Source organism: Flaviaestuariibacter flavus (genome assembly GCF_004337505.1).
GTDB lineage: Bacteria > Bacteroidota > Bacteroidia > Chitinophagales > Chitinophagaceae > Flavisolibacter > Flavisolibacter flavus.
This window is the reverse complement of the sequence record NZ_SJZI01000008.1, coordinates 395,262-421,642: the sequence shown is the minus strand read 5'-3', so window position 1 is coordinate 421,642 and position 26,381 is coordinate 395,262. Positions and strand designations below refer to the sequence as shown.

At 58.4% G+C, this 26,381-nt stretch carries 14 protein-coding genes; 8 read left to right on the top strand and 6 right to left on the bottom strand.

Translation table 11 applies throughout. The features are described 5' to 3' along the window. Nucleotides 1-122: 122 nt before the first annotated feature. From coaBC to EPD60_RS06010, 5 genes are all read left to right on the top strand, one after another. Complete coding sequence (gene coaBC / locus EPD60_RS06030) at nucleotides 123-1,313, top strand: bifunctional phosphopantothenoylcysteine decarboxylase/phosphopantothenate--cysteine ligase CoaBC (protein WP_131447859.1); 1,191 nt, start codon at nucleotides 123-125, stop codon at nucleotides 1,311-1,313. Further along, complete coding sequence (gene porD / locus EPD60_RS06025) at nucleotides 1,310-2,221, top strand: type IX secretion system protein PorD (protein ID WP_131447857.1); 912 nt, start codon at nucleotides 1,310-1,312, stop codon at nucleotides 2,219-2,221. Before coaBC ends, porD begins: the two co-directional genes overlap by 4 nt. Next, nucleotides 2,218-2,601, top strand: coding sequence for a DUF4296 domain-containing protein (locus tag EPD60_RS06020; RefSeq protein ID WP_131447855.1), 384 nt, complete (start codon nucleotides 2,218-2,220; stop codon nucleotides 2,599-2,601). Before porD ends, EPD60_RS06020 begins: the two co-directional genes overlap by 4 nt. A 71-nt stretch (nucleotides 2,602-2,672) precedes the next feature. Further along, nucleotides 2,673-3,371: a CoA transferase subunit A gene (locus tag EPD60_RS06015; RefSeq protein WP_131447853.1), complete on the top strand. Its 699-nt coding sequence runs from the start codon at nucleotides 2,673-2,675 to the stop codon at nucleotides 3,369-3,371. Between the two features lie 51 nt (nucleotides 3,372-3,422). Beyond that, on the top strand, nucleotides 3,423-4,079 hold the full coding sequence (locus EPD60_RS06010) for a 3-oxoacid CoA-transferase subunit B (RefSeq protein ID WP_131447851.1): 657 nt from the start codon (nucleotides 3,423-3,425) through the stop codon (nucleotides 4,077-4,079). Nucleotides 4,080-4,334: 255 nt separating this feature from the next. Here the strand turns inward: EPD60_RS06010 and tamL are convergent, their stop codons facing one another. Next, a complete protein-coding gene (tamL, locus tag EPD60_RS06005; protein WP_131447849.1) occupies nucleotides 4,335-6,653 on the bottom strand; it encodes a translocation and assembly module lipoprotein TamL in 2,319 nt (772 codons plus the stop codon). A gap of 9 nt (nucleotides 6,654-6,662) precedes the next feature. Continuing rightward, complete coding sequence (locus tag EPD60_RS06000; RefSeq protein ID WP_131447847.1) at nucleotides 6,663-11,831, bottom strand: translocation/assembly module TamB domain-containing protein; 5,169 nt, start codon at nucleotides 11,829-11,831, stop codon at nucleotides 6,663-6,665. Nucleotides 11,832-12,230: 399 nt separating this feature from the next. On the opposite strand from EPD60_RS06000, the gene EPD60_RS05995 reads away from it, so the two are divergent. Together EPD60_RS05995 and EPD60_RS05990 are read left to right on the top strand one after the other, a co-directional pair. After that, complete coding sequence (locus EPD60_RS05995; protein WP_131447845.1) at nucleotides 12,231-12,578, top strand: RNA recognition motif domain-containing protein; 348 nt, start codon at nucleotides 12,231-12,233, stop codon at nucleotides 12,576-12,578. Between the two features lie 331 nt (nucleotides 12,579-12,909). After that, a complete protein-coding gene (locus tag EPD60_RS05990; RefSeq protein WP_131447843.1) occupies nucleotides 12,910-19,272 on the top strand; it encodes a T9SS type A sorting domain-containing protein in 6,363 nt (2,120 codons plus the stop codon). A gap of 123 nt (nucleotides 19,273-19,395) precedes the next feature. Here the strand turns inward: EPD60_RS05990 and EPD60_RS05985 are convergent, their stop codons facing one another. Genes EPD60_RS05985 through EPD60_RS05975 form a run of 3 tightly spaced genes read right to left on the bottom strand, consistent with a single transcriptional unit; the run spans nucleotide 19,396 to nucleotide 22,106 of the window. Continuing rightward, on the bottom strand, nucleotides 19,396-20,760 hold the full coding sequence (locus EPD60_RS05985) for a glycosyltransferase (protein WP_131447841.1): 1,365 nt from the start codon (nucleotides 20,758-20,760) through the stop codon (nucleotides 19,396-19,398). A gap of 21 nt (nucleotides 20,761-20,781) precedes the next feature. Continuing rightward, on the bottom strand, nucleotides 20,782-21,399 hold the full coding sequence (locus tag EPD60_RS05980) for a diheme cytochrome c-553 (protein ID WP_131447839.1): 618 nt from the start codon (nucleotides 21,397-21,399) through the stop codon (nucleotides 20,782-20,784). A 26-nt stretch (nucleotides 21,400-21,425) separates the two neighbouring features. Beyond that, complete coding sequence (locus EPD60_RS05975; protein WP_131447837.1) at nucleotides 21,426-22,106, bottom strand: hemerythrin domain-containing protein; 681 nt, start codon at nucleotides 22,104-22,106, stop codon at nucleotides 21,426-21,428. A 304-nt stretch (nucleotides 22,107-22,410) separates the two neighbouring features. Here EPD60_RS05975 and EPD60_RS05970 point away from each other — a divergent pair, with 304 nt between their 5' ends. Beyond that, entirely contained in the window at nucleotides 22,411-25,452 is a 3,042-nt protein-coding gene (locus EPD60_RS05970) for a ligand-binding sensor domain-containing protein (RefSeq protein WP_131447835.1), read from the top strand. A gap of 142 nt (nucleotides 25,453-25,594) precedes the next feature. Here the strand turns inward: EPD60_RS05970 and EPD60_RS05965 are convergent, their stop codons facing one another. Next, nucleotides 25,595-26,377, bottom strand: coding sequence for a LytR/AlgR family response regulator transcription factor (locus EPD60_RS05965; RefSeq protein WP_131447833.1), 783 nt, complete (start codon nucleotides 26,375-26,377; stop codon nucleotides 25,595-25,597). Nucleotides 26,378-26,381 lie beyond the last annotated feature (4 nt).

The window sequence follows — 26,381 nt, the reverse complement described above, 5'->3', positions numbered from 1 at the left end:
ATGTTCAATAATCAATGCTCAATTTTCATGGTGCAGGGAAAGCTCACTTGAAAATTGCGTATTGAACATTGAATATTGAACATTGAACATTCTTTCACGCCTGCTTTTCTATCTTTAGCCCCATGTCCCTCTCCGGCAAAAAGGTTCTTATCGGCATCACCGGCAGCATCGCCGCTTACAAGATTCCCATCCTGGTGCGCCTCCTGGTCAAGGAAGGCGCCGAGGTGCGCCTGCTGATGACCGGGGCCGCGAAGGATTTTGTGTCGGAGCTGACGCTTTCCACCCTGTCGAAGGCACCCGTGCTGAGCAAGCTGTTTGATGAAGGTGCCTGGGCCAACCATGTGGCCCTCGGCCGCTGGGCCGACCTGTTTGTGGTGGCGCCCCTCAGCTGCAATACGCTCGCAAAAATGGCCTCCGGTCAATGCGACAACCTGCTCCTTGCCACCTGGCTCTCCGCCACCTGCCCCGTGGTGATCGCACCGGCCATGGATGAAGACATGTGGCTGCACGGCTCCACCAAAGACAACCTGCAAAAGCTGGCCTCCTGGGGCGTGCAGATGCTGCCCGTAGAGCACGGCGAGCTGGCGAGCGGGCTGATCGGCCCGGGACGCATGGCCGAGCCCGAGACCATCCGCGACTGGATCGCCCGGTTTTTCGAGTCGGGCCGGCAGCTGGCTGGTAAGAAGGTGCTGGTTACCGCCGGCCCCACATACGAAGCACTCGACCCCGTGCGTTTTATCGGCAACCACTCTTCCGGCAAAATGGGCTATGCCCTGGCCGGCGAGCTGGCGGCCCGCGGCGCGGAGGTGCACCTGGTATCGGGCCCCGTGGCCCTGAAGCCGCTGCCCGGTGTGCAGCTGCTGCCGGTGCGCTCGGCACGCCAGATGTACGAGGCCAGCCTCGCGCTTGCCGACTACGACATCGCCGTGATGGCCGCCGCGGTGGCCGACTACACCCCGGTGAATGTAAGCGGGCAAAAAATAAAAAAGACGGAAGGCGAGCTGACGCTTAACCTCCGTAAAACCGATGATATCCTCGCGACGCTCGGCGCGCGTAAGGAGCCGGGACAGCTGCTGGTAGGGTTCGCCCTGGAAACCGAGCAGGAGGAAGCCCATGCCGAAGAGAAGCTCCGGCGCAAAGGCGCCGACCTGATCGTGCTCAACTCGCTCAACGACGCGGGCGCCGGCTTCGGAACCGATACGAACAAAGTGACGCTTTTTTATAAAGACGGCCAGCGCCGCGCCCTGCCGCTGCAAAGCAAGCAGGAAGCCGCCCGGGCCATTGTGGATGCCATAACTGAATTGATGCCATGAAAAAAATAATAGCGATCGCCCTCTTGCTGTGGAGCAGCGCCTGCGGAGCCCAGGAGCTGCAGGCCCGCCTGTCGGTGGTGGCCAACCGCGTTTCGTCGCAGGTAGACAAGAAGATCTTCAACACCCTGCAAGGCGCGCTCACCAATTTTCTCAACAACCGCAAGTGGACCGGCGACAACTGGCAGGCACATGAGCGCATCAAGTGCAACTTCCTGATCAATATCGATCAGGACCTCGGCAACAACGTGTTCAAGGCCTCGCTAACCGTGCAGGCAGCGCGGCCCGTATACGGTACTACGTACGAATCACCGCTGCTCAACGTGCAGGACAACGACTTTACCTTCCGCTACGTAGAGTTCCAGGCCATCGAATTCAACGAGAACCGCGTTGCCGGCAACGATCCGCTGACCGCCAACATCACGGCCATGCTGGCTTTCTACGCCAACATCATCCTGGGGCTAGATTACGATTCCTATTCACCCCGCGGCGGCGATCCTTTTTATATCAAGGCACAGAACATCGTGAACCAGGCCCCTGAAAGCCGCGACATCTCGGGCTGGAAGGCGTTCGACGGGGTGCGCAACCGCTTCCGCTTCGTGGAGAACCTCACCGACAGCCGCTACAACCTCTTTCACGATGCCCTTTATTCGTACTACCGCACCGGTTTCGACCAGATGATCGATAACGAGGATGCGGCCCGTGCGGGCCTCATCAACGCGCTCAATACGCTCGACAACATCAACCGCGAAAGCCCCAACACGATGTTCGTGCAGGTGTTCTTCCAGGGCCGCAGCAACGAATTGTACCGGGTTTTCAGCAAGGCCAAGCCCGAGCAAAAAGCCCGAGCCCGCGAGCTGCTCTCGCGCCTCGACGTTTCCAACAACTCCCTGTACAAAGACCTGAAATGAGGATAGCCCCGATCCTGCTGTGCGTGCTTCTGCTGGCCTGCAAAAAGAAAGACAAGCGCCCTGCCGACGTGTTGCCGCCGCAGGCGATGTCGCGCGTGCTGCGCCAGGTGTTTCTTGCCGATGAATGGGTGGCGGTACGCTCCGAGCGCGACACCTCCGTAAAAGCCTTTCCCTCCAACATCGCACTCTATCGCGGCATCTTCCGCAAGGAGGCGATTACCGAGGAACAATTCCGGAAAAGCCTGCGCTGGTACCAGGATCACCCGGTGGAGCTGAAGCCCGTAATGGATTCTATGATGAAGGGTCCTTTGCTTGAAGTGCCGCCCCTGGCCGACACTATGAGCAGCGGTGAGCGGCCCTTCAGGAAGCGCCCGGTTTAGCATCGGCCGCCACTTATTCTTTCCCTCCTGCTTCCGCGCCGATCCTTATTTTTGAGCCCTATTTCTTGCTTATGAATAAGGTTTTTGAAAACGCCGATGCCGCGCTGTCCGACATCGTCGACGGCGCCACCATCATGCTGGGCGGCTTCGGTCTGTGCGGAATCCCTGAAAACAGTATCAATGCCCTGAAGGAGCGCGGTGTAAAAGACCTTACCTGCATCTCCAACAATGCCGGCGTCGACGAGTTCGGACTCGGGCTGCTGCTGCAAAGCCGCCAGGTCCGCAAGATGATGGCGTCGTATGTAGGCGAGAACGCCGAGTTTGAGCGGCAACTGCTGACGGGCGAGCTGGAGGTGGACCTGATTCCGCAAGGCACGCTGGCCACACGTATCCAGATGGCCGGCATGGGCATCCCGGCGTTTTTCACCCCCGCCGGCTACGGCACCGAGATCGCCGAAGGCAAGGAGGTGCGTGAGTTCAACGGGAAGAAATACCTGATGGAGGAAGCGCTCGGCGCCGACTTCGCCATTGTAAAAGCCTGGAAGGGTGACCGCTACGGCAACCTCGTATTCCGCAAGACCACCCGCAATTTTTCCACCTCCATGGCCAAGGCCGGCCGCATCACCATCGCCGAAGTGGAGGAGCTTGTAGAGCCCGGCGCTCTCGACCCCGACAGCATTCATGTCGCCGGCATCTATGTGCACCGCATCTTCCAGGGCAGCAATTACGAGAAGCGCATTGAACGCCGGACGGTACAACTCACTAAATAATCCCAGAACCAGGATCGGAGATCAGAGATCCGAGATCGTAAAATATTTCATGTGGCTTTAGATAAATTCGGCATCGCCAAACGCATCGCTCAGGAGCTCCGCGACGGCATGTATGTCAACCTCGGCATCGGTATTCCCACCCTTGTATCCAACTATGTTCCCGAAGGCATGTTCATCATGCTGCAAAGCGAGAACGGCATGCTTGGCATGGGGCCGTACCCCACCGAAGAAGCGATCGACGCCGACCTGATCAACGCCGGCAAAGAGACGGTTACCGTGCTGCCCGGCGGTGTATTTTTCGACAGTGCCGAGAGCTTCGGGATGATCCGCGCCGGCAAAGTAGACCTGACGGTGCTTGGTGCGATGGAAGTCAGCGACAGCGGCGATATCGCCAACTGGAAGATCCCCGGTAAGATGGTGAAGGGCATGGGTGGCGCCATGGACCTGGTAGCCTCCGCCCGCAACATCATCGTGGCCATGATGCACACCAACCCGAAGGGCGAATCGAAGCTGCTGCCGCAGTGTACGCTGCCCCTCACCGGCGTCGGCTGCGTGAAAAAGATCGTGACCGAGCTCGCCGTGCTCGACGTAACGCCCGAAGGATTCAAACTCCTCGAGCGCGCCCCGGGTGTGAGCGTGGAGGAGATCAGGGCGAAGACTGCGGGCAGGCTGATCGTTGACGGGGAGGTTCCGGAGATGGAATTGTAACTGATGGCGGCGCGCATGCGTTCGCACAAAAGCCCCGCCTTGCGGGGCTTTTGTCATCCTGAGCGTAGCGAAGGATCCGAGAGTGCGAACCGGACGAAGAGTTCAGACAAGTTTAAACGGTACCTTGCGTGGGCACTATTCTCTTTTTGTTACTTCAGATGCTTCGCTGCGCTCAGCATGACAAAGGCAGGCCGGAGGCCTGCCTTTGTGCACCAACTCTTTCACCTTTCCCTTGGGAGAGGGGCGGGAATGAGGTCAGAACGGATACCCGATCGCCAGGTTATACACCACGTTCTCGCGCCGGTATGCCCGGTTGAGCAGGTTGATCTGGTTGATCACCCAGGGGTTATCGAGCCAGGGCTTGCGGATGGGGAAGCCCACGTCGAGGCGGATGACGAAGAGGGTGACGTCGAGTCGCACGCCCAAACCAGCGTCCACCGCCAGGTCGTTGAGGAAGCCCGCTTTGAAGCCGGAGCCGGGTCGGCTCGGGTCTTCGGTCTTCAGCCAGATATTACCGGCATCCAGAAACACGGCGCCGTACAGCGGTCCGGAGATGTGTGGGCGGTACTCGGTATTTACCTCCAGCTTGATGTCGCCGGTCTGGTCGGGCAGGAAGGTCGTAGCCTTTAGCTCGCGGAAGGTGCCGGGGCCCACCGAGCGGCTGCGGAAGCCGCGCAGTGAGTTGTTGCCGCCGGTGAAGAACTGCTTGATATAGGGCATCTGCGTGGAGTTGCCATAGGGGATGCCATAGCCGATATTAAGACGGTTGACCCAGCTCGATTTGAGGCCGATCTTGCGGTAGTAGCGCCCGTCTACTTCCAGCTTCACGTATTGGTCAAACGTAGCGCCGGCGATTTGCTTCGGCCGCGTTTTGGCTGTAGCGCCGGTAAAGAGGCCGGCGAGGTTGCCCGCCATATCCAGCAGTCCCATGAAGTAAAAGGAATTCAGCTTCACCAGCCCGTTGGCCACTTCGTTGTATTGAAACAGTACATTGGAGCCGAGAATGAACTGCGAGTCGATGACGCGCTGCAGGTAGGGGTAGTTGTTGAGGCTGTCGCGGAATTCTTTCGTCACATTAATCGGCTGGGTGTAGTTGACGCTGAACGGATTTACTTCCCAGGAGATCTTTGGTGAGGGCTTCCAGCTATAGCCAAGCTGGCCACGGTACGAGTTAACAGTGTACAGCCGCGTACGCGTCAGCAGGTCGTAGCCGATCTGCATATTGGTGCGCGGTACAAAGGCACTGGTTGTGTTCACCTTGAAGAAGGGCACCACGAAGCGCGGAATGGAAAGGGTTGCCGCAGCACCGGTTCGGTAGGTATTATAGCCCTGGAAGGTGCCGCCAAACTGGGTTTCCGTGCCGATATACGCCGTAATGGCCAGTTGCTCCGCCTGCTTGAACGTATTGCGGTTACGGAAGGTGAAGTTGATCTGCGAGCCGTTCAGGTTATTCGACTTGGTGGTGACGCCGAACTCGACGCGCAGGTTTTTCTTTGGCTGCGGCGTCAGGTAATAATACGCATCGAGCTTCGCGCTGTCGGTCACCGGCTCGAAGCGGTTCTTTACGTAGCGGAATTCGTTGAGGTTGATGAGGCGGCTCAGCGTTGTATTATGATCGGTGCGGTTGTAGATATCACCGGGCTTGAACACCATGATGCGCGGCCACATCCAGGGCTTGAAGCGCTTGCGGCGGTCTACGATCAGGAAGCCCTTATAGTTTTCGGCTGTTGCGATACTGGTATCGGGCCGGTAGTTGCTGGTAGCCGTATCGTTGCTGAAGTTGGTGTTGGCGAGGCGGTAGTTGGCAAAGATGTACGTGTTGTTGATGCGGTAGGCGAGGAGCGAAGCCTCCGGCGCGTCCCGCTTCACGGTCAGCACCATATCCACTTTGTGGTTACCGACGGTGCTGTCTACCTGCAGCAGCAGGTAGTCGGGGCTGAAGAAGAAATAGCCCTTTTCCTTGAGCCGCGCATCGATCCGGTTGCGCTCGCCGCGGATCAGGTCGAGGTCATAGGCCTCACCCGGCTTCAGCAGTGTGTTGCCCGCATCTGCGAGGATATCCCTCCCGAGCTGGAAGGAGTCGGACGGGAAACGAATGCTGTTGATGGTGTATTGCGAATTGGCCTCAACACGAAAGCGGGCATAGCCTCTCTTTCCCTTTACTACGGTATCGCCCGATACCTTGGCCAGGAAGTAGCCCTTATTCTCCATATGATTCTGGAGCAGCTTCACGTTGTTGGGAATGTCTACCTGGCTTACCAGCACCGGCGGCTCACCCAGCTGGTTGCGCAGGCGCCCGAAAAAGGAGTTGGGCTTCGCCTTGCGGAACATGTTATAGATGCCCAGCTTGATGGGGATGCCGAGAAAGCGCGTGTTGGGCTTCGGCCGGACCATATCTTCCAAGTCTTCGTGAATGACCTTCTTCTGCCTTGCCGAAAGATCCTGGTTATTCACCTGCTCAATTCTCGGCCCGGTGTACAGGTGCTCGCCGGGAGGCAGGTGTTTGGTTGCGCCGCATGCTGCCAGCACAACGGTGCCCATGAATGCCACTGAGTACAATAATGCCTTGCTCATGTTCTTTTCTTATTCCTGTTCGGGTTCTTCTTCTTGTGCCGTTGCCTGTGCCACCGGCGTGGGTACCGCGGGTTGGGATTGAACCGGTTGCGCCGGCTGCTGCTGTTCTTTATCCTTTGCTTTTTCGCGCTGACGGATCTCCCGGCGGGTCTTCCGGCTCTGGAAGATCTCGCGGAGCCGGTTGTAATCTACCTGGAGCGTAAACGTGAGCCCGGTTTCAATTACGTAGCCATCCACGATACCCTCGTAATCGTTGCGGCGGTAGAAGCGCAGCATATAGCGGCCGTCGCGGCTTAACTGGTAATTCACCTGCACATTGCCGGCGATGTTGTTCGACGACTGGTTGCTTTGCTGCGGTCCTTCGAGCTCGAAGTTGGAGCCCACCGTCACCTGCAGGCGGTCGTTGAGCAGGCGCTTGCTGACGCCTACGTTCAGGTCGGTGCGGGCGCGGCGTTCTCCGGTGGTATAGTCGTCGCTGCTCGTTACATCGAAGTTGAGGTCAACGCCCGAGATCAGGCCCGATGCGAGGTTGTTCAGTTGCTCGGTCAGCAGCTTGCTTACCGACGTACGCGCAAAGGAGCTTGCGTCGAAACCGCCACCGCTGGAGGCGAATGGGTTGTCGCCCACGAAGCGGTTGAGAAGCAATACTGCAAATACCTGCTTGTTCAGCTCCGACGGCTCCTGGCGCAGCTGTGCCAGCCTGGTATTCACAACGCTCAGCACGTCACCGGCCACCGTATAATTACGGTCGTTGGGCAGCTGGATATCGAAGGTGAGCTCCGGCTTCAGCAACTCGCCCCGCAGCTCCAGCAGGATCTGGAAGGGCAACTTCTGCAGGAAGTAGTTGCGCTGCGATTGTTCGGGCACCTGCTGCTCAACAAGGTCGAGCGGGGCGGTATTGGCCTCGTAGCGGCCCGTTACATCCAGTTGAGCGGACGTGGGCTCACCCAGCCAGGTGATCTTACTGCCACGGTCCACCGTAAACCGGCGGCGCAGGAAGTTCAGGGAGAACTGGTAGGCTCCTTCGTCAATGATATAGGAGCCCGTCAGCGTAATCTTGCCGCTGGGGTCGATGCCGGCATTCAGGTTACCCGTGCCTTTCAGGTTGAGCAGGTCCCCCTGGGCAACGTCTACGATCACATTGAAGGAGGCCGCCTTGTTGATGTCAATGTTCACCGAAACGTCCATGCCCTTCACCTTGGTCCGGTTGAGCGAATCGGCCCCGGCCAGGAAGAAGGAATCGACGCCCGGGTTGCTGAAGTCGACAAACTCCACCACGCCCTCGCGCGAAACCACCCCGGGGTCACGCTGCGGGATCACGATGGTGAAAAGGGTGCCTTCGTTCACGGCCAGGTTTCCGTCCACCACGGGCGCGGCCTCAGTGCCGCCGATGTGGAGGTTGGTATTCAGGTACAGCTGGCCGTAATAGAGGCTGTTGTTTTTCTTCTGGGTATTCAACGCGCGGAAGTTGCGGGCGGTCGCATCCAGATCGAAATTGTAGTTGATGAAGTTGGAAGTCGCAACATTGCCATTCAGATTCAGCGCATTGTTGGCTGAGTCGCGGATGGTGAAGTTGTCGAAGCGGAAGCCGTTTTCCGTTACGCGCAGCTCCTCGTTGTCGATGCGCAGCGGGCCGCCGAGAGCCACCGTGCTGATGCTGGTATTGTTGAAGCGAAGGTTACCCGCCACCTTGGGCGCCGCCGTGGTGCCCTGGATGCGTGCGCCACCGGTGATGGTGCCCGAGGCATCGGTGATAAAGCTTTGCAGGGCGCCGCGGAGTGTTTGCAGTTGCAGCGCCCGCACGTCGAGGTTCAGGTCGAGACCGATGGGGCCGCCGGCCTGCGGGATCATGGTGCCGGTGAGGGCCACATCGTTGCCGCGCCCGGTGATATTGATGTCGGCGATATAGCGGTCGCCCGTAGCGTTGTTGACGCGCAGGGCCACGTTGCCGATCGTATCACGCTGGAAGGAAAGGTCCGAGATGGTCAGGTCGCTGGTGAAGAGCGGGTTCTTCGGCAGGTTGCGGAAGATGGCGCCGCCGTTGATCGTGCCGTCGGCAAGTAGCGAGTCGGAACGCAGGAAGCCCGTGATGGTACCGATACGGAAGTTGGTGAACTGCACGTTGAGCGGCGAGCCCGGTCCCGCGGTGCTGTTAAGGGCGATCGACTGTCCCTCGCGGCTCAGCACGAAGTTGGAGGCACCGATGCTGGTGGGTGTCACAATAAGCTGGTTGCCGCCCGAAATGGTCCAGGCCTGGTAGTTGAGCAGCAGGCTGTCGGGCCGCAGCGACAAGGTATAGGTACCGGGCGTCGGCTGCGTCAGCACGCCGCCAAGGCGGTATTTGGCAACATTGCCCTTGTCGTTTACTCCCACGTTGAAGTCGATCACGTTATTGCGCACGGTGGCGGTAACACGCGAGTTGTAAATATTCATCGTGCTGCCGTTGCTGAAGCGGCTCAGGTCGCCGGTGAGCTGCAGGCCCTGCGGCGTGGTGGTCACAGCCAGGTTCAGCCCCGAAAACGCAGTGGTGCCAAAGGCAAGGTCGGGAGCGTTCACTTTCGCATTGATGCCACGCCCGGTAGCCAGCGAGCCCTCGGCGTGCAGGGGCTGGTTAAAGCTCAGTCCGGGCACCAGCGCCTTGAAGATGGGCGCATTTTCGGCATCCAGCCGGAAGGTGATGTCATAAGGCTGCACCGTCTGTGCTTTGTAGCGATCGCCCACACCGAAGTAGGGCTGGATATTGTTTTGAATGATATAGCCCAAGTCGGAAAAGCGGTAGCGGCCGTTGAGGTCGGCATTGGCGAAGTCGCTGCGCAGCCGCATGAACTGCTCGGCACCCGAATGCCCGGCCACAAGGCTCAGGCTGTCAACCGGCGCTCGGGTGGTGCCCGATACGAACAGTGCCTGCGTCAGCAGCACATTGGCATCGAGATAGTCGGCCGTCAGCTCGTTCACCTGCGCATCCAGCTTGCCGCGGAACACGAGGGGCTGCGTGGTGAAGCCGAGCGGCTGCGTTTTCACGCTATCGATAAACCCGTTGACGTGCATGCGCATCGTTTCGTAATTGCCTTTCGCCGTCAGGTTGAGGTCGATATTGGGATCGCGGATATCCGTCTTCACCGAGAAGTTGCTTCCGTTGAGACTTCCGTCGAGCCGGATATTTTTATAGTTGTACTTGTTGTAAACGATCGAAGGCACCGAGCCGCTGAAGGTGGCTTTCATCGTAGCGGGTGTGGTGCCCGATCCGGTAACGCGGAAGTTGCCTGTCAACGTACCCACCGGCGACTTGCCGCGGAGGATCTTGTCGAGGCGGATGGACCGCGTGCGCAGCGAGCGGATATTGTACGAAAGCTTCGCGGGATCCATGATGTTGCGGAAAGAGCCATCGAGATTGACATTGCCGTAATCGGTGGCCATTGCCAGGTTGGTGCTTACGCTGTTCATGTTACCCGACACGGTTCCGCTTACGTTGAACGTCTCGGGAAGATCCATCTGGGCATTGTCCAGCCGCTTGCCGGTCAGCAGCGCGATATCGCTTTGGGAGGTATGCAGGCGGCGGATGCGGAAGGTACCGCTGCCGGCGGTGGGGTTGCTCAGGCCCGCGAGTGTACCCGATGCGTCGATCTGGGTATTGCGCAGCCCGTTGAACTGCAGGGCGGCGATATTCAGCCTGTTCATCGTGCCGTTGCCCTGCAGGTTCACGGTCCATACCGCATTGGGATTGGCAAAGGCCGGGTTTTTCTTTAATTGCGGCGCAAAGGCAAGGATATCCTTCACCTGGACGCGGCTGTTGCGAACATCTACATCAAAGAAGGTATTGGCGAAGTTTTTCACCAGCGCCTCCTGCGAGGCGTAGCGCAATTCGGCCGAGCGCTGGAGCGAGGTGCCGGGCGTGCGCAGCGTCAGGTTGCGGATGTAGGCTATGTTGGATGCATACAGGAGGTCGCCGTGCAATTCGTTGAGCACGAAGCCGCTCTTTTCGCGCAGCGAGGCGCGGGCAATATTGGCGGCGATCGAATCTTTGTTGAGCACCAGGTTGCGGATGGAGAGGTTCATATCCTGCCCGTCGAAGTGGGCGAAGTCGATGCCTGTGGCCTGGCGCGGGCTGTTCTCGTCGTCGTAGCGGATGCGGTTGCCGTTGAGGTCGATGGCATCGATGCGTACCACCCAGTCCTGCTTGACGGCTTCGTCGGTTTTCTTGGCAACGGCTTCCTTCACCGCGCGTGCGCCCTGCTTGCGGCCGAGGCGGATCACGAAATCGTTGCGGTCGAGGCGGAGGGAGGCGAGGTGCAGCACCTGCTTGTCGAGATCGATATTGCGGCCCCGCAGCAGCACGTCGCCGATCTTCAACTGCGTATAGAAGGCGGATGTTTCGTTTCCATAGTCGATATACGAATCGCGCAGCCTTGCCTGTCCGATCCGGATCTGCGGCGTCAGTGCAGCCGTCGCCTTCTGGTCGGTGGCCTTGATGGCAGGCGCGGTCAGCGGCCTTGTCTGGTAATAGCGCACACGCAGCCCCGTTACATCGAAGTCGGCGATGTTGAAACGCAGCTTGTACGGGTCGAGCGAATCGATCTTCGTGTGTGCCGACGCGACCCAGGCGTCCATGTCGTTGCCGGTGAGCACGTCTTTGTACACCACGTGGCAGTTCTTCATGTTCACGTTGTTGACCTCGAACTTCATCACGGGCGCTGCGGCGGTGTCAGGGTTTTTCTTTTGCTCGGTGGCGAAGGCGTCGAGCACGAACTGGAAGTTGTACACGGTGTCGGGAAGCACGCGCTTCACCTTTGCGGTGATGTTCTCGAACTGTACGTCCTTGATGGCAACCTCGTTGCTGAAGAGGCGGAAGAGGGCGATGTTCAGCCGGATGGAGCCCCCGGCGATCAGGGTGTCGTGCGTGCGGTCTTCGATATAAACGTTTTCGGCCACCACGAGGCGGGGGAGGCCGATCCGCACCTTGCCGATCTCGACACGGGTCTTTAGCTTACTGCCCAGGTAGCTCTCGAGCTTGTTGGTGGCGAATTGCTGGCCCGGTGGGGTCAGCAGCAGAAGCACTGCCACCACAACAAACAGCATCAGGAAGAGTATCGTTTTGAGGAGGACGCGGGCGACACGCTGAACCGGGCTGCGGTGCGTCGTAACGGTGGTGGTTTTCGTAGTATTTATTTCTTTCGGCATCGGAAGGTCCTGTTGGTGCTCCTAGCAAAGCAAATCCGGTACCCTGCCCCGGCCGTAGTAAAACCGGACAGATTAGGCCGTTTCACGCGCGCTTTCAGCGGCGTCTGCGCTTCTGTGGAACTAGTTCCACACGGCTGGTAGCCACCCGCGGATTACCGGTTTGCGTATTTTTTTGTCCACCGGCGGGAAGGAGCTGAGCCGTAGCCGGCTTAACGTAAGATTAAAGAACTAAGCAAGCCGGTACGACCGGAAAGCCTTATCTTTGTACCGTTATTTGAGTGCCTCGCGTTAAGTACAAGTGTCCAATCAGCCGTTCAGCCCACTCTGTCTGTTCGTTCGTTCGTCCTTTACTTCTGCCTCGACCTCAAAATTTTTATTGTTCTTTTTAAAAAGTAAAGCATGAACATTTACGTTTCCAACCTGAGCTTCAACGTTCAGGACGAAGACCTCCGCGCCTTCTTCACCGAGTACGGCGACGTTTCCTCCGCTAAAGTGATCACCGACAAGTTCACCGGCAAGAGCCGTGGCTTCGGTTTCGTTGAAATGCCCGATAACGAGGCTGCCCAGAAGGCAATCTCCGAGCTGGACAACGGCATCGTAGAAGGTCGCACGATCCGCGTTATGGAAGCTCGCCCGAAAGAAGCTCGTCCCGAGCGTCCCGGTGGTGGTGGTTTCGGTGGTGGCAACCGCGGTGGCGGTGGCTACGGCGGCGGCAACTCCGGCGGCTACAACAAGAACCGTTATTAATTAACGATAGCCCCTTGATCGAAAAACCCTCCCTTGCGGAGGGTTTTTTCATGCCTGTGCGGGATTCGTTAAAAAAAGGCAAACAGGAATAAATGATTCCCTTACCTTCACCGTGAGGACAAGAGTTCTAAGTGCTGATGTCCATCGAAAAACCTAAACAACAACTGCTACCTCCGAGAAGCTCCAAAAACAAACTTTCCTGTTACCGTTGATGAAACTGCCGGCTGCAGCCTGCTGCTTTTCTGCGTTTTCATACGGCCGAAGATTGTAACCTGGCCCGGTGCGCGCCTGCCAGCCGCCCGGTTCCTTATAAAGCTAAAACACGGCAATCATGACCAACCTTAACTGTCTCCGAAGGGTTACCGCCCTTCTTGCCTGCCTGCTTGTGGCAGCAGTTTCCTTTGCCCAGACGGGCACCGCCAACGGTACCTATAACTGGAGCAGCATCGGCGCCGCAGACGGCGGTGGTACCGGCTTCAAACTGCAGGGCGACAAGTTCAAAGTGAGCAACATCCTACAAAATGATGTGTCTGCTCCGACTACCATGTATGCAGGTACCGGTGCCGCCGGGGCCGGTGTAACGCAATCGGTGACCATCAAGGCCGAAGGCGGATCGGTGATGAAGACCTTTACGTTGCAAAACATGAGCGTATTCACCTTTCAGAATGCCCGGAACCTGAACGTGCTGACCATCACGCTTTACGATTACAGCGGTGTTCAGATCGCTCAGCATTCACTTTCCGGGGTTTACCAGCTCCCTGCGACAGGCACATCGCTCACATCGATTCCCTTCAGCACGCCCTGGCCGGCTGGTGGTTACAACCTTGTCAACTCCATCACCCTGGACTACCAGTATGCCACAACCGGCGCAACAAACTTCACGTTCCAGAATATCACGCTCGCCAATATCAGCGCGGCTACGCCGACGACCCTGACGCTCGGTACCATTTCGGGCACGACCTTTTGCGCAGGAAGCAGCCTGAGCATTCCCTTTACCGCGTCCGGATTCAACTCCGGCAATACCTTCACTGCCCAACTCTCCGACGCGTCCGGCTCCTTCACTTCGCCGACCACCATCGGTTCCGTAACAAGCACCTCCTCCGGCACCCTTCCCGCCACAATTCCGGCAGGACAGGTCTCCGGCACAGGCTACCGCATCCGGATCGTGGGCAGCAACCCTTCGTTTACCTCCTCGAATAATGGCACCAACCTGACCATCAACGCCAAGCCTTCGGCCAGTATCACTTCATTTACGGATGTCTCCTGCTTTGGTGGCTCCAATGGATCTCTTTCGGTTACCGCTTCCGGCGGCACCCCGACTTATGGCTACTCCTGGTCGCCCGCGGGCGGCACGGCTGCAACGGCATCCAACCTTTCGGCCGGAAGCTATACGGTAACTGTCACCGATTCCAAGGGCTGCCAGGCCGCCGCTTCCCGTACCGTTACCCAGCCTGCTTCCGCGCTTTCCGCTTCTACCGTCGTAACCAATGTTGCCTGCTTCGGCGGTAACACCGGAACCATTAACCTGACGCCTACGGGTGGTACGGGGCCTTATACGTTCAACTACGGCGGCGGTGTTACTTCCGAAGACCGGATGAACCTTACGGCCGGCACTTACGGCGTGACCATTACCGATAACAAAGGCTGTCAGTTCACCTTGTTCCCGATCAGCGTGACCCAGCCTTCGGCACCGGTCAGCGGCAGCACAGTGGTGACCAACGTGTCCTGCTTCGGCGGCAACACGGGCGCCATCAACCTGACTCCTTCGGGCGGCACAGGCCCCTATACATTCCTCTGGAATAACGGGGCCACAACAGAAGACCGCACCGGCCTGGTTGCCGGTACCTATTCGGTTACGATCACCGACGCCAACGATTGCCAGGCGGCCGTCAGCAACATCATCGTCGGGCAGCCGGCTTCAGCGGTCAGCGGCAGCACGACCGTGACGAACGTTTCCTGTTTCGGCGGCAACACCGGAAGTATCGACCTGACACCCGCGGGCGGCACGCCCGGGTACACATTCCTTTGGAACAATGGTACTACGACTACCGAAGACCGTTCGAACCTCGTTGCCGGCAATTACTCCGTTACCATCACCGACAGCAAAGGCTGCCAGGCGACCGTGAGCAACATCTCGGTTACTCAGCCTGCCACCCCGGTTTCCGCTACTACGGTTGTAACGAATATTGCCTGCTTCGGCGGTAACACCGGAGCCGTCAACCTGACGCCTTCGGGTGGTACAGGTCCTTATACGTTCCTCTGGAATAATGGCGCTACTACCGAAGATCGCACGAGCCTGACAGCCGGAACCTATTCGGTTACCATTACCGACGCCAAGGGTTGCCAGTCGACCTTGAGCAATATTACCGTCAGTCAGCCTGCCTCGGCCCTTTCCGGCGGCACGTTAGTGACCAACGTTTCCTGCTTTGGCGGTAACAACGGTTCCATCGACCTGACTCCTGCCGGCGGAACTCCGGGATATACTTATCTCTGGAACAACGGCAGCACAACTACACAAGACCGGGTCAACCTGCCTGCAGGCACCTATTCGGTAACCATCACCGACGCTAACGGCTGCCAGGCGGCCGTCAGCAACATCACCGTGAGCCAGCCGGCTTCCGCTGTTTCGGGTTCAACTGTTGTTGGCAACATCCCGTGCTATGGCGGCACCGTCGGTTTCATTAACCTCACTCCTGCTGGTGGTACCCCGGGCTATACCTATCTCTGGAATAACGGCACTACTGCAACGGAAGACCGCACCGGTCTTGCCGCGGGCACCTATTCGGTAACCATCACCGATGCCAACGGTTGCACCGGCACCGTGAACAATATCGTAGTCGGTGAGCCGGCTGCGCCGGTTTCCGGAAGCACGGTGGTTACCAACGTCGCCTGCTTCGGCGGTACCACCGGCGCCATCAACCTGACGCCTGCGGGTGGTACCCCGGGATATACCTATTCCTGGAGCGACGGAGCGACGACTGAAGACCGTACAGGGCTGGCTGCGGGCACCTACTCGGTGACGATTATCGATGCAAACAGTTGCCAGGGTTCTGTAGTTAACATCGTGGTGAGCGGCCCGGCCGCTGCCGTGTCGGGATCAACCGTAGTAACCGATGCGACCTGCGCCGGCGGCGATGGTGCGATCAACCTGACGCCTGCCGGTGGCACCGCACCCTATACTTTTAACTGGAATGACGGAGCTGCAACGGAAGACCGCACCGGTCTTGCCGCGGGTACCTACACGGTAACCATCACCGATGCCAACGGTTGCACCGGATCTGCACAGGCTACGGTAGCTTCGGCGGGCAGCGTCGGCACCATGAACCCCGTGAGCAACCAGACCGTCTGCTCCGGCGGAAATACGGCCACCAATTCCTTCTCCGGTGCCGGTGCAGGAGTTACTTACAACTGGACCAACAGCAATAATGCCATTGGCCTTGCTGCATCGGGGTCGGGTAACATCGCCAGCTTTACCGCAGCCAACGGGGGTACAACCAATATCGTCGCAACGATCACGGTAACACCCACCTCCGGTGCCTGCACGGGTACGCCAGTGACCTTTACCATTACCGTTAAGCCAGCCCCGACCGTTAACGCTGTCAGCAGCCAGACGGTTTGCGCAGGCAGCGGCACGGCGGCGGTCAACTTCAGCGGTCCGCTGAACGGCACTTCTTACAGCTGGACGAACTCCAATACGTCTATCGGGCTTGCTGCCAGCGGCTCCGGTACCATCAACGCCTTCACGGCGGTGAACAGCGGGACAAACCCGCAGGTTGCGACCTTCACGGTAACCCCCTTTGCGGACGGCTGCTCGGGTATACCTGCCAGCTTCACCATCACCGTGAACCCGCTGCCCACGGTAAATGCCGTAAGCAGCCAGACGGTTTGCAACGGTGCCTCCACTGCGGCGGTAGCCTTCACGGGCAACCTCTCCGGCACCGATTACAGCTGGACGAATTCCAATACCGCGATTGGTCTCGCGGCCGGCGGTTCGGGCAATATCCCGGCATTCACCGCCACCAACAACGGCACGGCGCCGATATCCGGAACGATCACGGTTACACCGGTGCGCAGCCTGCTGAACTACCGCATTTTCTCAACGCATTACGGTAACGGCGGCCTCGGTAACTACGGGCAGTACGTGTACAGCTCCGGTGACTTCGATTATGTATTCTCCCTGAACCAGCCGCAAACTTCATTGTATGCAAGCGGTCAGGCGCTGCCTTCGCAACTGCTGCCTTTCTTCAGCTCGGGCGACCTGACAGCGAATGGCATCCCGGTTCCCAACGGCGGTGACTATTATGGTGTAGAGATCACCGGCACCTTCGTGCCGAAAGAGAGTGGTTCCTATCAATTCATTGTCGACGGCGACGACGCGGTGGAAGTTTCCATCAACGGTGCCCTGGTTGCGGGCAACTATGGCCCCCACGGTTTCAACGGTGGTGTTCTTGGCTCCGTTAACCTTACGGCAGGCACCTCATACAGCTTCCGCGCCCGCATGCAGGAGTACGGCGGCGGCGATGGTATGTCGGTGACCTGGAAGCGCCCTTCGCAAAACACCTTTGCATTCCAGACCGACGAATTCGGCGGCTGCGCCGGCACCCCGGTTACTTACACCTACACCGTCAACCCGACACCGACAGTCAACGCAGTTGCCAACCAGGCATTGTGCGCAGGTGACGCAACCACGGCTGTTACTTTCGGCAGCCCGGTCAGCGGCGCCGCATTCAGCTGGACCAACAGCAACACGGCAACCGGGCTTGCAGCTTCCGGGACAGGTAATATCCCTTCATTTACCGCTACCAATGGTACCAATGCCCCGATCGTGGGTACGATTACGGTGACGCCCCAGGCCAATAGCTGCTCCGGCACGCCGTCTACCTTTACTATCACGGTAAACCCGGTTCCAACAGCCACGCTCACGGTTGCGGCACAAGACCAATATGTGTGCACTTCGGGTGGCTCCACGAACATCAATGTCTCCGGAGGCCCCGCCTTCGGCAGCATCCGGTATAACGTGAACGGCGGCGCCACACAAACGGCGAACCTCGACGCTTCGGGTTCGGTGCAACTGCCCACCGGTGCGCTCACTGCGAACACCACTTATACCGTAACATCCGTGAGCAACACCACCTGCACCACTTCGCTAAGCCAATCGGTAACGGTGTATGTCGGTGTGATCTCGGTAAGTGTGGCCGGCGGTGGCATTAACCGGGAGTATTGCGCCGGTGCAACTGCACCTGCCCAGACCTATACCGGTAACTTCCCCGCAGGCACCCAGTACACCTGGACGGTGCGTGGCGGCCTGTCCATCGGGATGAACGCCTCCGACACGATCGGCACCGGGGCCGCACTGCCTTCGTTCGTAGCCCAGAACGCTACCAACCAGCAGATCTCGGCCCGCGTATCGGTGATCCCCGTGGTTACCGCGCCGGCAGGTTGCAAGGTGGTCAGCCAGGATTATGTCATTCGCGTTAACCCGCTGCCGCAGGTACAGGTGGTTGCGGGTGGCAACCAGGTGGTGTGTGCCGGTACAGCTACCGCGCCCATCCAGCTGCTTTCCAGTCTTAACACTACCTCCGGTGTCATTCAGCGCTGGACTTCTTCCAACCCCGCGGTCGGCGGAGCCATTACCGGTGGCGCCACGCCTTCGGCTTCCTTTATTCCTTCCTTTACCGCCCAGAATAACTCGGGCAGCGCCACGATTGCCACCACCTATACCATCACCCCGTACCTCGGTTCTTGTGCAGGTCCGGCAATTACGACGACGCTTTCGGTAAACCGCGCAGTAGGAACCATCACCTACGCGGGCGGCCCCGGCTTCTGCCAGTCGCTGGGTGTGCTCAACCCGCGCCTCACGGGCGGCACGGGCGGCACCTTCTCCTACGTTAACCTGGGTACGGGTACAGTCGCAGGCCTCAGCTTCAATACGGCTACCGGTGCGGTGAATACCGTCAGCTCCCAGCCTGGTAACTACCGCATCACTTACAGCTTCAGCGGCGCTGCCGGAGGCTGTGGCGGAACAACTACCACCGATATCAGCATTCAGCCCGGTGTGGGCATCGCCGCACAGCAAAACCTGACGGTATGCGCAGGCCAGCCCCTGTCCATCACCTTTACCTCGCCGCAGGACGGCCAGCCGGGCATCAGCTACATCTGGGGCCTGGGTGGTACCAATTCCAACCTGCTGGGTGTGCCCCTGTCGGGAACGGGCAACACCATTACCATGACCCCGCAGAACCCGACGGCGTCACCCATCCGGGTGCTGACAAGCGGTAAGGTGAGCATCGCCGGCGGCGGCGCTTATTGCGGCTCGGCCCAGACCAGCTTCTACATCACCGTAAATCCCTGCGGTCCGATCACCCAGAGCGGAGATACCGGTGCCGGCGGCAGCCTCACGGCCCGTACCGCTGTGGCTCCCGTTGCTGCTGAAGCGGGTGCCAACAGCGCTCTCAGCGTGGGGCCCAACCCCACCCAGGGACGCACCACGGTATTCCTGCGCGGCGAGGAGCGTGGCAAGACCTACTCGGTGCAGCTGCTCTCCCAGCAGGGAGCCGTGCTGAGCCGCCCGGCCGCCTTCAGCGGTGATCGTCATACGGTAGACCTCACCGGGCTGCCCGCAGGTGTGTACCTGCTCCAGCTCACCGACACCCGCAGCGGAAAAACCATCCGCAGGCAGGTAGTGAAGCTGTAAACCGTAGAATTACTGTTAAGAAAAGGCCCCGTAGAAATACGGGGCCTTTTTGTCGGTACGAAAAAGGCATCCTGGAAAGGACGCCTCGACGTATCTGCTTATGATCCGAAAACTTTTGATTGATTATCGCTCTTCTTCCTGCGCAAGTGCCGGTAGTTGCGATTCTTTGACTCCTGCTCCCAGCAGCTCGGCCATATAATGGGCGCAAAGCGAAAAAGTCGGGTAGCGTCCAAATTCGCCCGAAAGACGGCGTACCCTGGCCGGGTAACCGGGATTATGCAGCACGCGGTCCACCGCCTCGCGGATGGCGCCGGGCTTCGGCTTTTCCGTCTTCAGGTCGATGCCGATTCCGAAGTAGCCCACGCGGGCATTGATCTCGTTTTTGCCTTCGTGCAACCCTGCCGCAATAAGCGGGAGCTGGTGTTCGATCGCGATCATGGTGCCGCCGTAGCCGCCATTGGTGACGTAGGCATCTGCATAAGGCATGATGTCATCGAAAGGAATGAAATCCTCGATGATGATATTTTCCTCCGGGAAGCGGGCACGGAGCGCATCCGTCTGGCTGCCGCCGGTGGTGCATACCACCAGGGTATCACTGCCGCGAAAAGCCTCGAGCGTGGGCACCAGCAGCTTCTCTGCGTCTTTCTCCACCGTTCCCTGCGTTACCACGATCACCGTGTCGAAGCGGTCCAGGCGCGGGTCGTACCAGTTTTCAGCAGACGCCGGTTTGCGATGGGGGAGCAGTGCGCCTACGAATCGGATATTGCTGCCAAGGTCACTGCGCTTGTATTCAAAGCCGGGTACTCCGCTCTGAAGCACCCGGGTGGCTTTGCGGGTGATGATATCGAAAATATTGGTTCCCGATGCCTCGATGCGGTGCTCCCGCAGGAGCCGGCGCAGTACCCGGTTGGGCCGTGCAAATAACACGCGGTCGGCAACAAAGCGCAGGAGGTCCTGGCGGCGGCGCCCCCGGAAACCCGATGAAGGAGTCATGCCAAGGCCCGCGGGAGGCAGGTCGCGGGAGGTGGCGGTAAGCGGAAGAATGCCCATCGCAAAGACGGGGATCCTCATCTTATCGGTCACAAACAGGGAGCCGCCGAATGCGATATCGCAAACCATAGCCTCAAACGGGAACTCCGAATGGATCGCTTTGAGGTCTTCGAAATATTCCGGCGAACGGAGAATGAAGACTTCCACCAGGTCGAACACCAGCTTGGCTACCTGTGAGCGATGACGGCTGCGTTCGGGAAAGAGCGCATCGATGTCGCCATGAACATCCATCGCTTTGACGAACGGATAGTGCTGCTGCCCCAGCGCTTCGGTTTTTGGGCGGTAGTGCACCGATGTGTACCAGCGCACATCACAGCCCTGCTCGGCCAGGTATCTGGCAAGACCGGTGAGCGGATTGAAGTGTCCGTCGAGCGGAACGCATGCAAAGAGCACACGGGTTCCCGGCTTCAGTGTCTGAAGTGATTTTGGAAGTTGCATCGTATGGTTTTGAGTGGGTTCTTATTGCTGCGGCGCTCCTGCCGGCGGCGCCCAGGCCGGAACTACGTTGTCGACCGGCGGCGTTGATTTGAGGTAGGCGAAGATGGCGCTCAGGTCATCATCGGTTGCGTTGCGGAAATTCTGCCAGGGCATCGGTGGCAGGAGGCTGCGGCTGTTTGCCAGGCCCTTGTATTTGCCTTCCCGGAGGGCACGGAAAAATTGCTCTTCGGTCCAGTTGCCGATCCCGGTTTCACTTGAAGTCAGGTTGGCAGCATAGGATACGCCCCAGGGGCCTGCAAAAGCCGTGAGGTTCGGGTGAAACAGCAACCAGTCTTTTGATGCCTTGGCATCGATGGCGCCAATCGGCATGCCGGCGGGGTGTCCCGAAAGCAGGCGCGTCGAATCAGGAACCGGGCCTTGTGGCGTCATCTTTTTCGGTGAGTGGCAATCGTTGCAACCCATGATGGTTACGAGGTAGCGGCCACGGGCAATGCGGCCGGCTTCGTCGACCATCTTTGTTCCGGTAGCATTATTCATACCCTCGTTTTTTTCTGAAGAAGAAGTGGCGCCGTTACAGGCTACCATGGCCGATACGCAGACCAGCAAGACGGCGCCGAGCGCCACAATGGTTTTTTTCATAACAGTTGATTTATGAGTAAAAATACTCATATAAAGGTAGGTGTGTTTTCGAGGCGTTCGCGTAACCGGAGCCACCGCTGGGCTGGAAGCACTGCTGCCGCTTTTTGAAGCAGGCTGTCATAAACAACGAGCGGTGCTGCCGCGGCCACACCCTTCATCCAGGCGGAACAGTCGGGCACTGTATTGCCCAGCAGCATCCAGTGTGCGGCCAGGTCGGCGATCCAGGGCTGTACGCTCTGCACGATCCGGGCATTGAGGGTCTGCAGTTCGCTATCGTCGTAGTAACGCCAGAGCAACTCGTTGAGCAGGCTTTCTTCTTTGGCCATATGCTGCAGGTTGAAAACGAGGAAGGCATTGAACGCGATCCGGAGCGCATCGCCGCGCTCGCGGCGGGCAACTGCGTCGGGAGCAAGGAAAAAGGTCTCTACCGATGCGGTCAGCTCCTGGCCAAGCAGGTGGTCGGTCACGTGCTCCTGTGCGAAGCGGTCGGAAACGGAAGGCTCATAGGTGGCAACGGCCGGTAACACATGGTGGTCTTCGTGGCGGGCGTGCTCTTCAAAAAGCAGCAGGGTTTCGCGCACGCGGTCGAGGGCGGCTTCCGCCTCGGCCTCGTTTGCGAAATCGGTTTGTTGAAGCAGGGTGGCGGTTTCGAACAGCAGGTGGCGAAGCCCTTTGTGGATAAGGAGGAAAATGTTGAAGCGTTGCATAGGTTAATTATTGATTTGGTTATCCCAGGATATTGGATTCAGGTGGTGTTCTTTCGGTTATCCTGGCTTGGTTTCGTTTCACAAAAATGCGTTGCCCGACCGCCCTTGTCAAGCCGCTCCCGCATGAACCGGGTAAAATGCGGAATGGGCTGTATGCCGCTCCGGAAGCGGCTTTCAGCGTGTTTATACGGAGTTTCGCCGATGAATTGGGAAAGCAGCGTCATGAACTGTCGCGGGCGGCGTTCATTTGGCGTTCCGTTTCCTCCGGGCCGCGTAACTTTGAAATACCAAAATCAACACTGCCTTGCGCCGCTTCCTGACCCTGATCCTGTTCATCGGCTTCCTGCTGCCTGCCCGTGCGCAGCAAACCCGACAGTATGCATTCCAGCATTTTACCACAGCGCAGGGATTGGCATCCAACTTCATCAACAATATCGCGCAGGACAGCGACGGTTTTATCTGGCTGGCAACCCACAACGGTTTGCAGCGCTACGACGGCAACCGCTTTCAGACCGTGAGGCCGATGCCGCACGATGCTTCAGATGGGGCGCTCGACCGGGTACAAAGCGTGTGGGCCGATCAGAAAGGAAATATCTGGCTGCTCGCTACCAACAACCGGGTGGCGCGCTTCGATACGCGTCGCTTTGAATACCGCGAAGCCCGCGTGCTGCCCGCGCAGCGAACCTTCACTTACGTTGGCAAATACCTGTTTGAGGGAGAAGGAGGAGCGCTGTTCCTCAAAGACGACTTCGGCCCGCTGTACCGCTATGACGCCGCCACCAACACTTTTCGCGCTACCAATGAGCTACCACTTTCGGCCGCCGGGGCCAGGGGCGCCGCCCAGGTGCAGTGGGACGCCACCGAGCGTTGCTACTGGATCTGCGGCGATACGGGGCTTGTACGCTACGACCCCTCGACGAAGCAGCTGGCAATGCGCGGACACATGCCGGTCAACGCGCGGATCAGCTCCTTTATAACCGAAGCCAACGTATACCAGGTATACGTTTCCGCGCGGTATGTTTATTACTGGTCCTGGGGGGCAGCTACAAGCACGCCATCGTTTGTGCGTATCGACAAGCGCAACGACCGGAAAGAATTATGGAACCTCACAAAGGAGCTCGGTATCGGCTACCATGAGCCGACCGGCTTTCTCGAACAACGCTCCGGCCGCACCTGGGTGCACGGCAACCCGATCCTGGCCGAATGGACAACCCGGAACCACCCCTTCATCCTGGTATCGCGCGAGACGGCCAACGACGGCAGCATCCGCTTCGACCAGCTCTATCATGCCTATGAAGACCGCGAGCGCAACGTGTGGCTCGCCACCGATAACGGCATCTTCCTTTTCAATCCCGACGGGCAGCTATTCAACTCCTACAACCTGATGCGCCCCGGCGGAAAGCCGGCGGAGGCGCCGGTGCAGACCGTCTGCCAGATGGCCGACAGCAGCTTTTTTATCGGCACCTGGGGCAGCGGCCTTTTTTATTATGACAAGGATTTCAACCCGCTGCCGCTTCCGCCGAGTCTCAGGGCATTGAATTTCCCTTCCTACTGGGATATCGCAGTCAACAAGGGCACCGGGCAGGTGTGGATGGGTCTGCAGCCCGGGCGCATCGTGGTGTATGATCCGCGGACGAAAGCGACGCGCGTTTTCAACCCGACTGTGCTCCGCGAGCGCACGGTGCGGCAGGTAGTTTCCGACCTCGTTGGAAATATCTGGCTCGGCCTGCAGGACGGGCGCGTGCTTAAATGGGATATTGCCAAGGCCAAAAACGATCCTTCGAAGGGCTATGAAGAAGTGTTGAAAGCGGGTATGGTCATGAAGCTCCACCGCGACAAGCTGGGTTATATGTGGATCGGTACCTGGGAAGGCGGTCTTTACCAGCTGAATGCCAATACGGGCAAACTGGTGCAGTCGTGGACGGCGACGGGTCCGGAAGGCTACCGCCTGTTCAATAACCAGGTGACCGACATGTCGCACCTCGACGACAGCACCATGCTCATTACAGCGGGTTGCATCAACATCCTGAATACGCATACCGGGAAGATCACGTTCTTTTCTTCGGCCGACGGTCTGCCGGCCGACAATGCCATCTCCATCCAAAAGGACTACAGCGGTATTTTCTGGGTCGGGCTGGCAAACGGGCTGTGCCGCCTCAACCTGAATAAGCGTACAGCGGTTTTCTACGACCGCCGCGACGGGATGGTGTACGATAACTTTGCAAAGACCGGCGTGGAGCTGCTTTCCAATGGCAAGCTCCTGTTTTTCACCGATCACAACATCCTGCATTTCGACCCGCGTCGCTTCCAGCAAACAACGCCGCCCCAGCCGCCGCAGATCACGGCGATCACGCTTCAGGGCGTGTCGCTCAATATGGACTCGCTCCGCCGCTCGGGCCGGCTGGAGCTGCGCTACGACCGCAACGCGCTCTCCTTCGAATTCAGCGGGCTGACGTTCACGCCGCAGAAAAAGCTGCACTACTTCTATCGTCTCGAGGAGCTGGACAAGGGCTGGATGCACATGGAGAACGACTTCCGCGTGTCGTATAATTACCTGCCGCCCGGCCACTATACCTTCCAGGTGCGCAGTGAGAATGCCGATGGCCTTACCAGCGATGCGGCCTTTTCTATACCGATCACCGTGCGGCCGCCGCTGTGGCAAACATGGTGGTTCTATGCACTGATGATCCTGATCGGCGCCTTCGGCCTTTACCTGATCGACCAGGAACGCCTGCGCCGCCTGCATTCGCTGCAACAGGTGCGTACCCAGATCGCGGGCAACCTGCACCAGGAAGTGGAAACGACCTTGAGCGACATCCACGTGCTGAGCGAGATCGCCAAGATCCGTGCTGGCGCCGACATCGAGCAGTCGAAAGATTTTATCGACCAGATCAGCCACAAGAGCCGCGGTATGATGGAAGCCATGGACGATGTGCTCTGGAGCATCGACCCGGCCAACGACAGCATGCACCAGACACTGATGCGCATCCGGGAGTTTACCGACGGCATCAAGAGCAACCATACCATGGATATTGACCTGATCGTCGACCGGAAAGTGGAGCGGCTTGCCCTGCGGATGGTGCTGCGCCATGAGCTGTTCTTCTTCTATAAAGAATCGCTGCAATTCCTGCTGGCCCATGTCATCTGCGACCAGGTGTTCATCAACCTGAAGCTGAAAGGAGACATGCTGCTACTCGAAATCATTACCTCCTGCGAAGAGGAGGTGCCCGAATTCGGAAACCGCTACCGCGAATCGATCGGTGCACGTGTGCAGAATATGAACGGCCTGCTGGAAATGACCACCGATCACAGCAACCTGTCCATAGTGCTGCGGGTAGGACTGTAGATTTTTCGATCTCCGATCTCCGATTTCTGATTTGTTTGATGATCAGAATATTTGTTGAAATAAAAAAGGACCGCATGCGGTCCTTTTTAAATCGTGGGATCTGAACATCTGCAAACAAATCAGACATCGGATATCTTCAGATTTATTTCCCTAACCAGTTCTTGAATTCCGATACCTTCTCGCGCGACACCACGGCTTCCTTGTCGATCTCGGGTTTGAGTTCGAGCAGGAGGCGGTTGCCGAAATAATCGTGGATCTGGTGCACGCTGCTGACGCTGACCAGGAAGGAGCGGCTGATGCGGAAGAAGGAGTCGGGACGGAGCATCTCGCAGAGCTCGTCCATCGTATAGTCTACCACAAACTTGCGGTTGTCGTAGGTCTTGAAGAAGTTGAGCCTGCCGTCGCTGAAGAAATAAGCGATCTCGTCCACCTCGATCGAAACGAGCTTTTGCCCGAGCTTCACCAGGAAGCGCTTGCGGTATTCCTTTGTCTGCAGCTTTTGCTGGAGTTCGCGCACGATATCTTCCACGGTCAGCTTGGTGCTCTGGGCCGCTTCTTCTTTATACATATTGCGCATGGCGTGAAATTTCTCCAGCGCCTGCTGAAGGTCTTCTTTCTGCACCGGCTTCAACAGGTAGTCGATGCTGTTTACCTTGAATGCCTTCAGCGCGTATTCGTCGTACGACGTTACGAAGATCACGGGGCTCGTTACCCGGGCCTGGTTGAAGATCTCGAAGCTTTGCCCGTCGGCGAGCTCGATGTCCATGAGGATAAGATCGGGCGTGGGGTTTTGCTCCAGCCAGGACACGGTGCCCTTGATGCTGTCTGATTCGCCCACCACCACCGCATTTTCATCTACGGCGGCCAGGGTTTTTTTCAGTTTCTTGATGGCGAGTTCTTCGTCTTCGACAATCAGGATGTTCATGAGC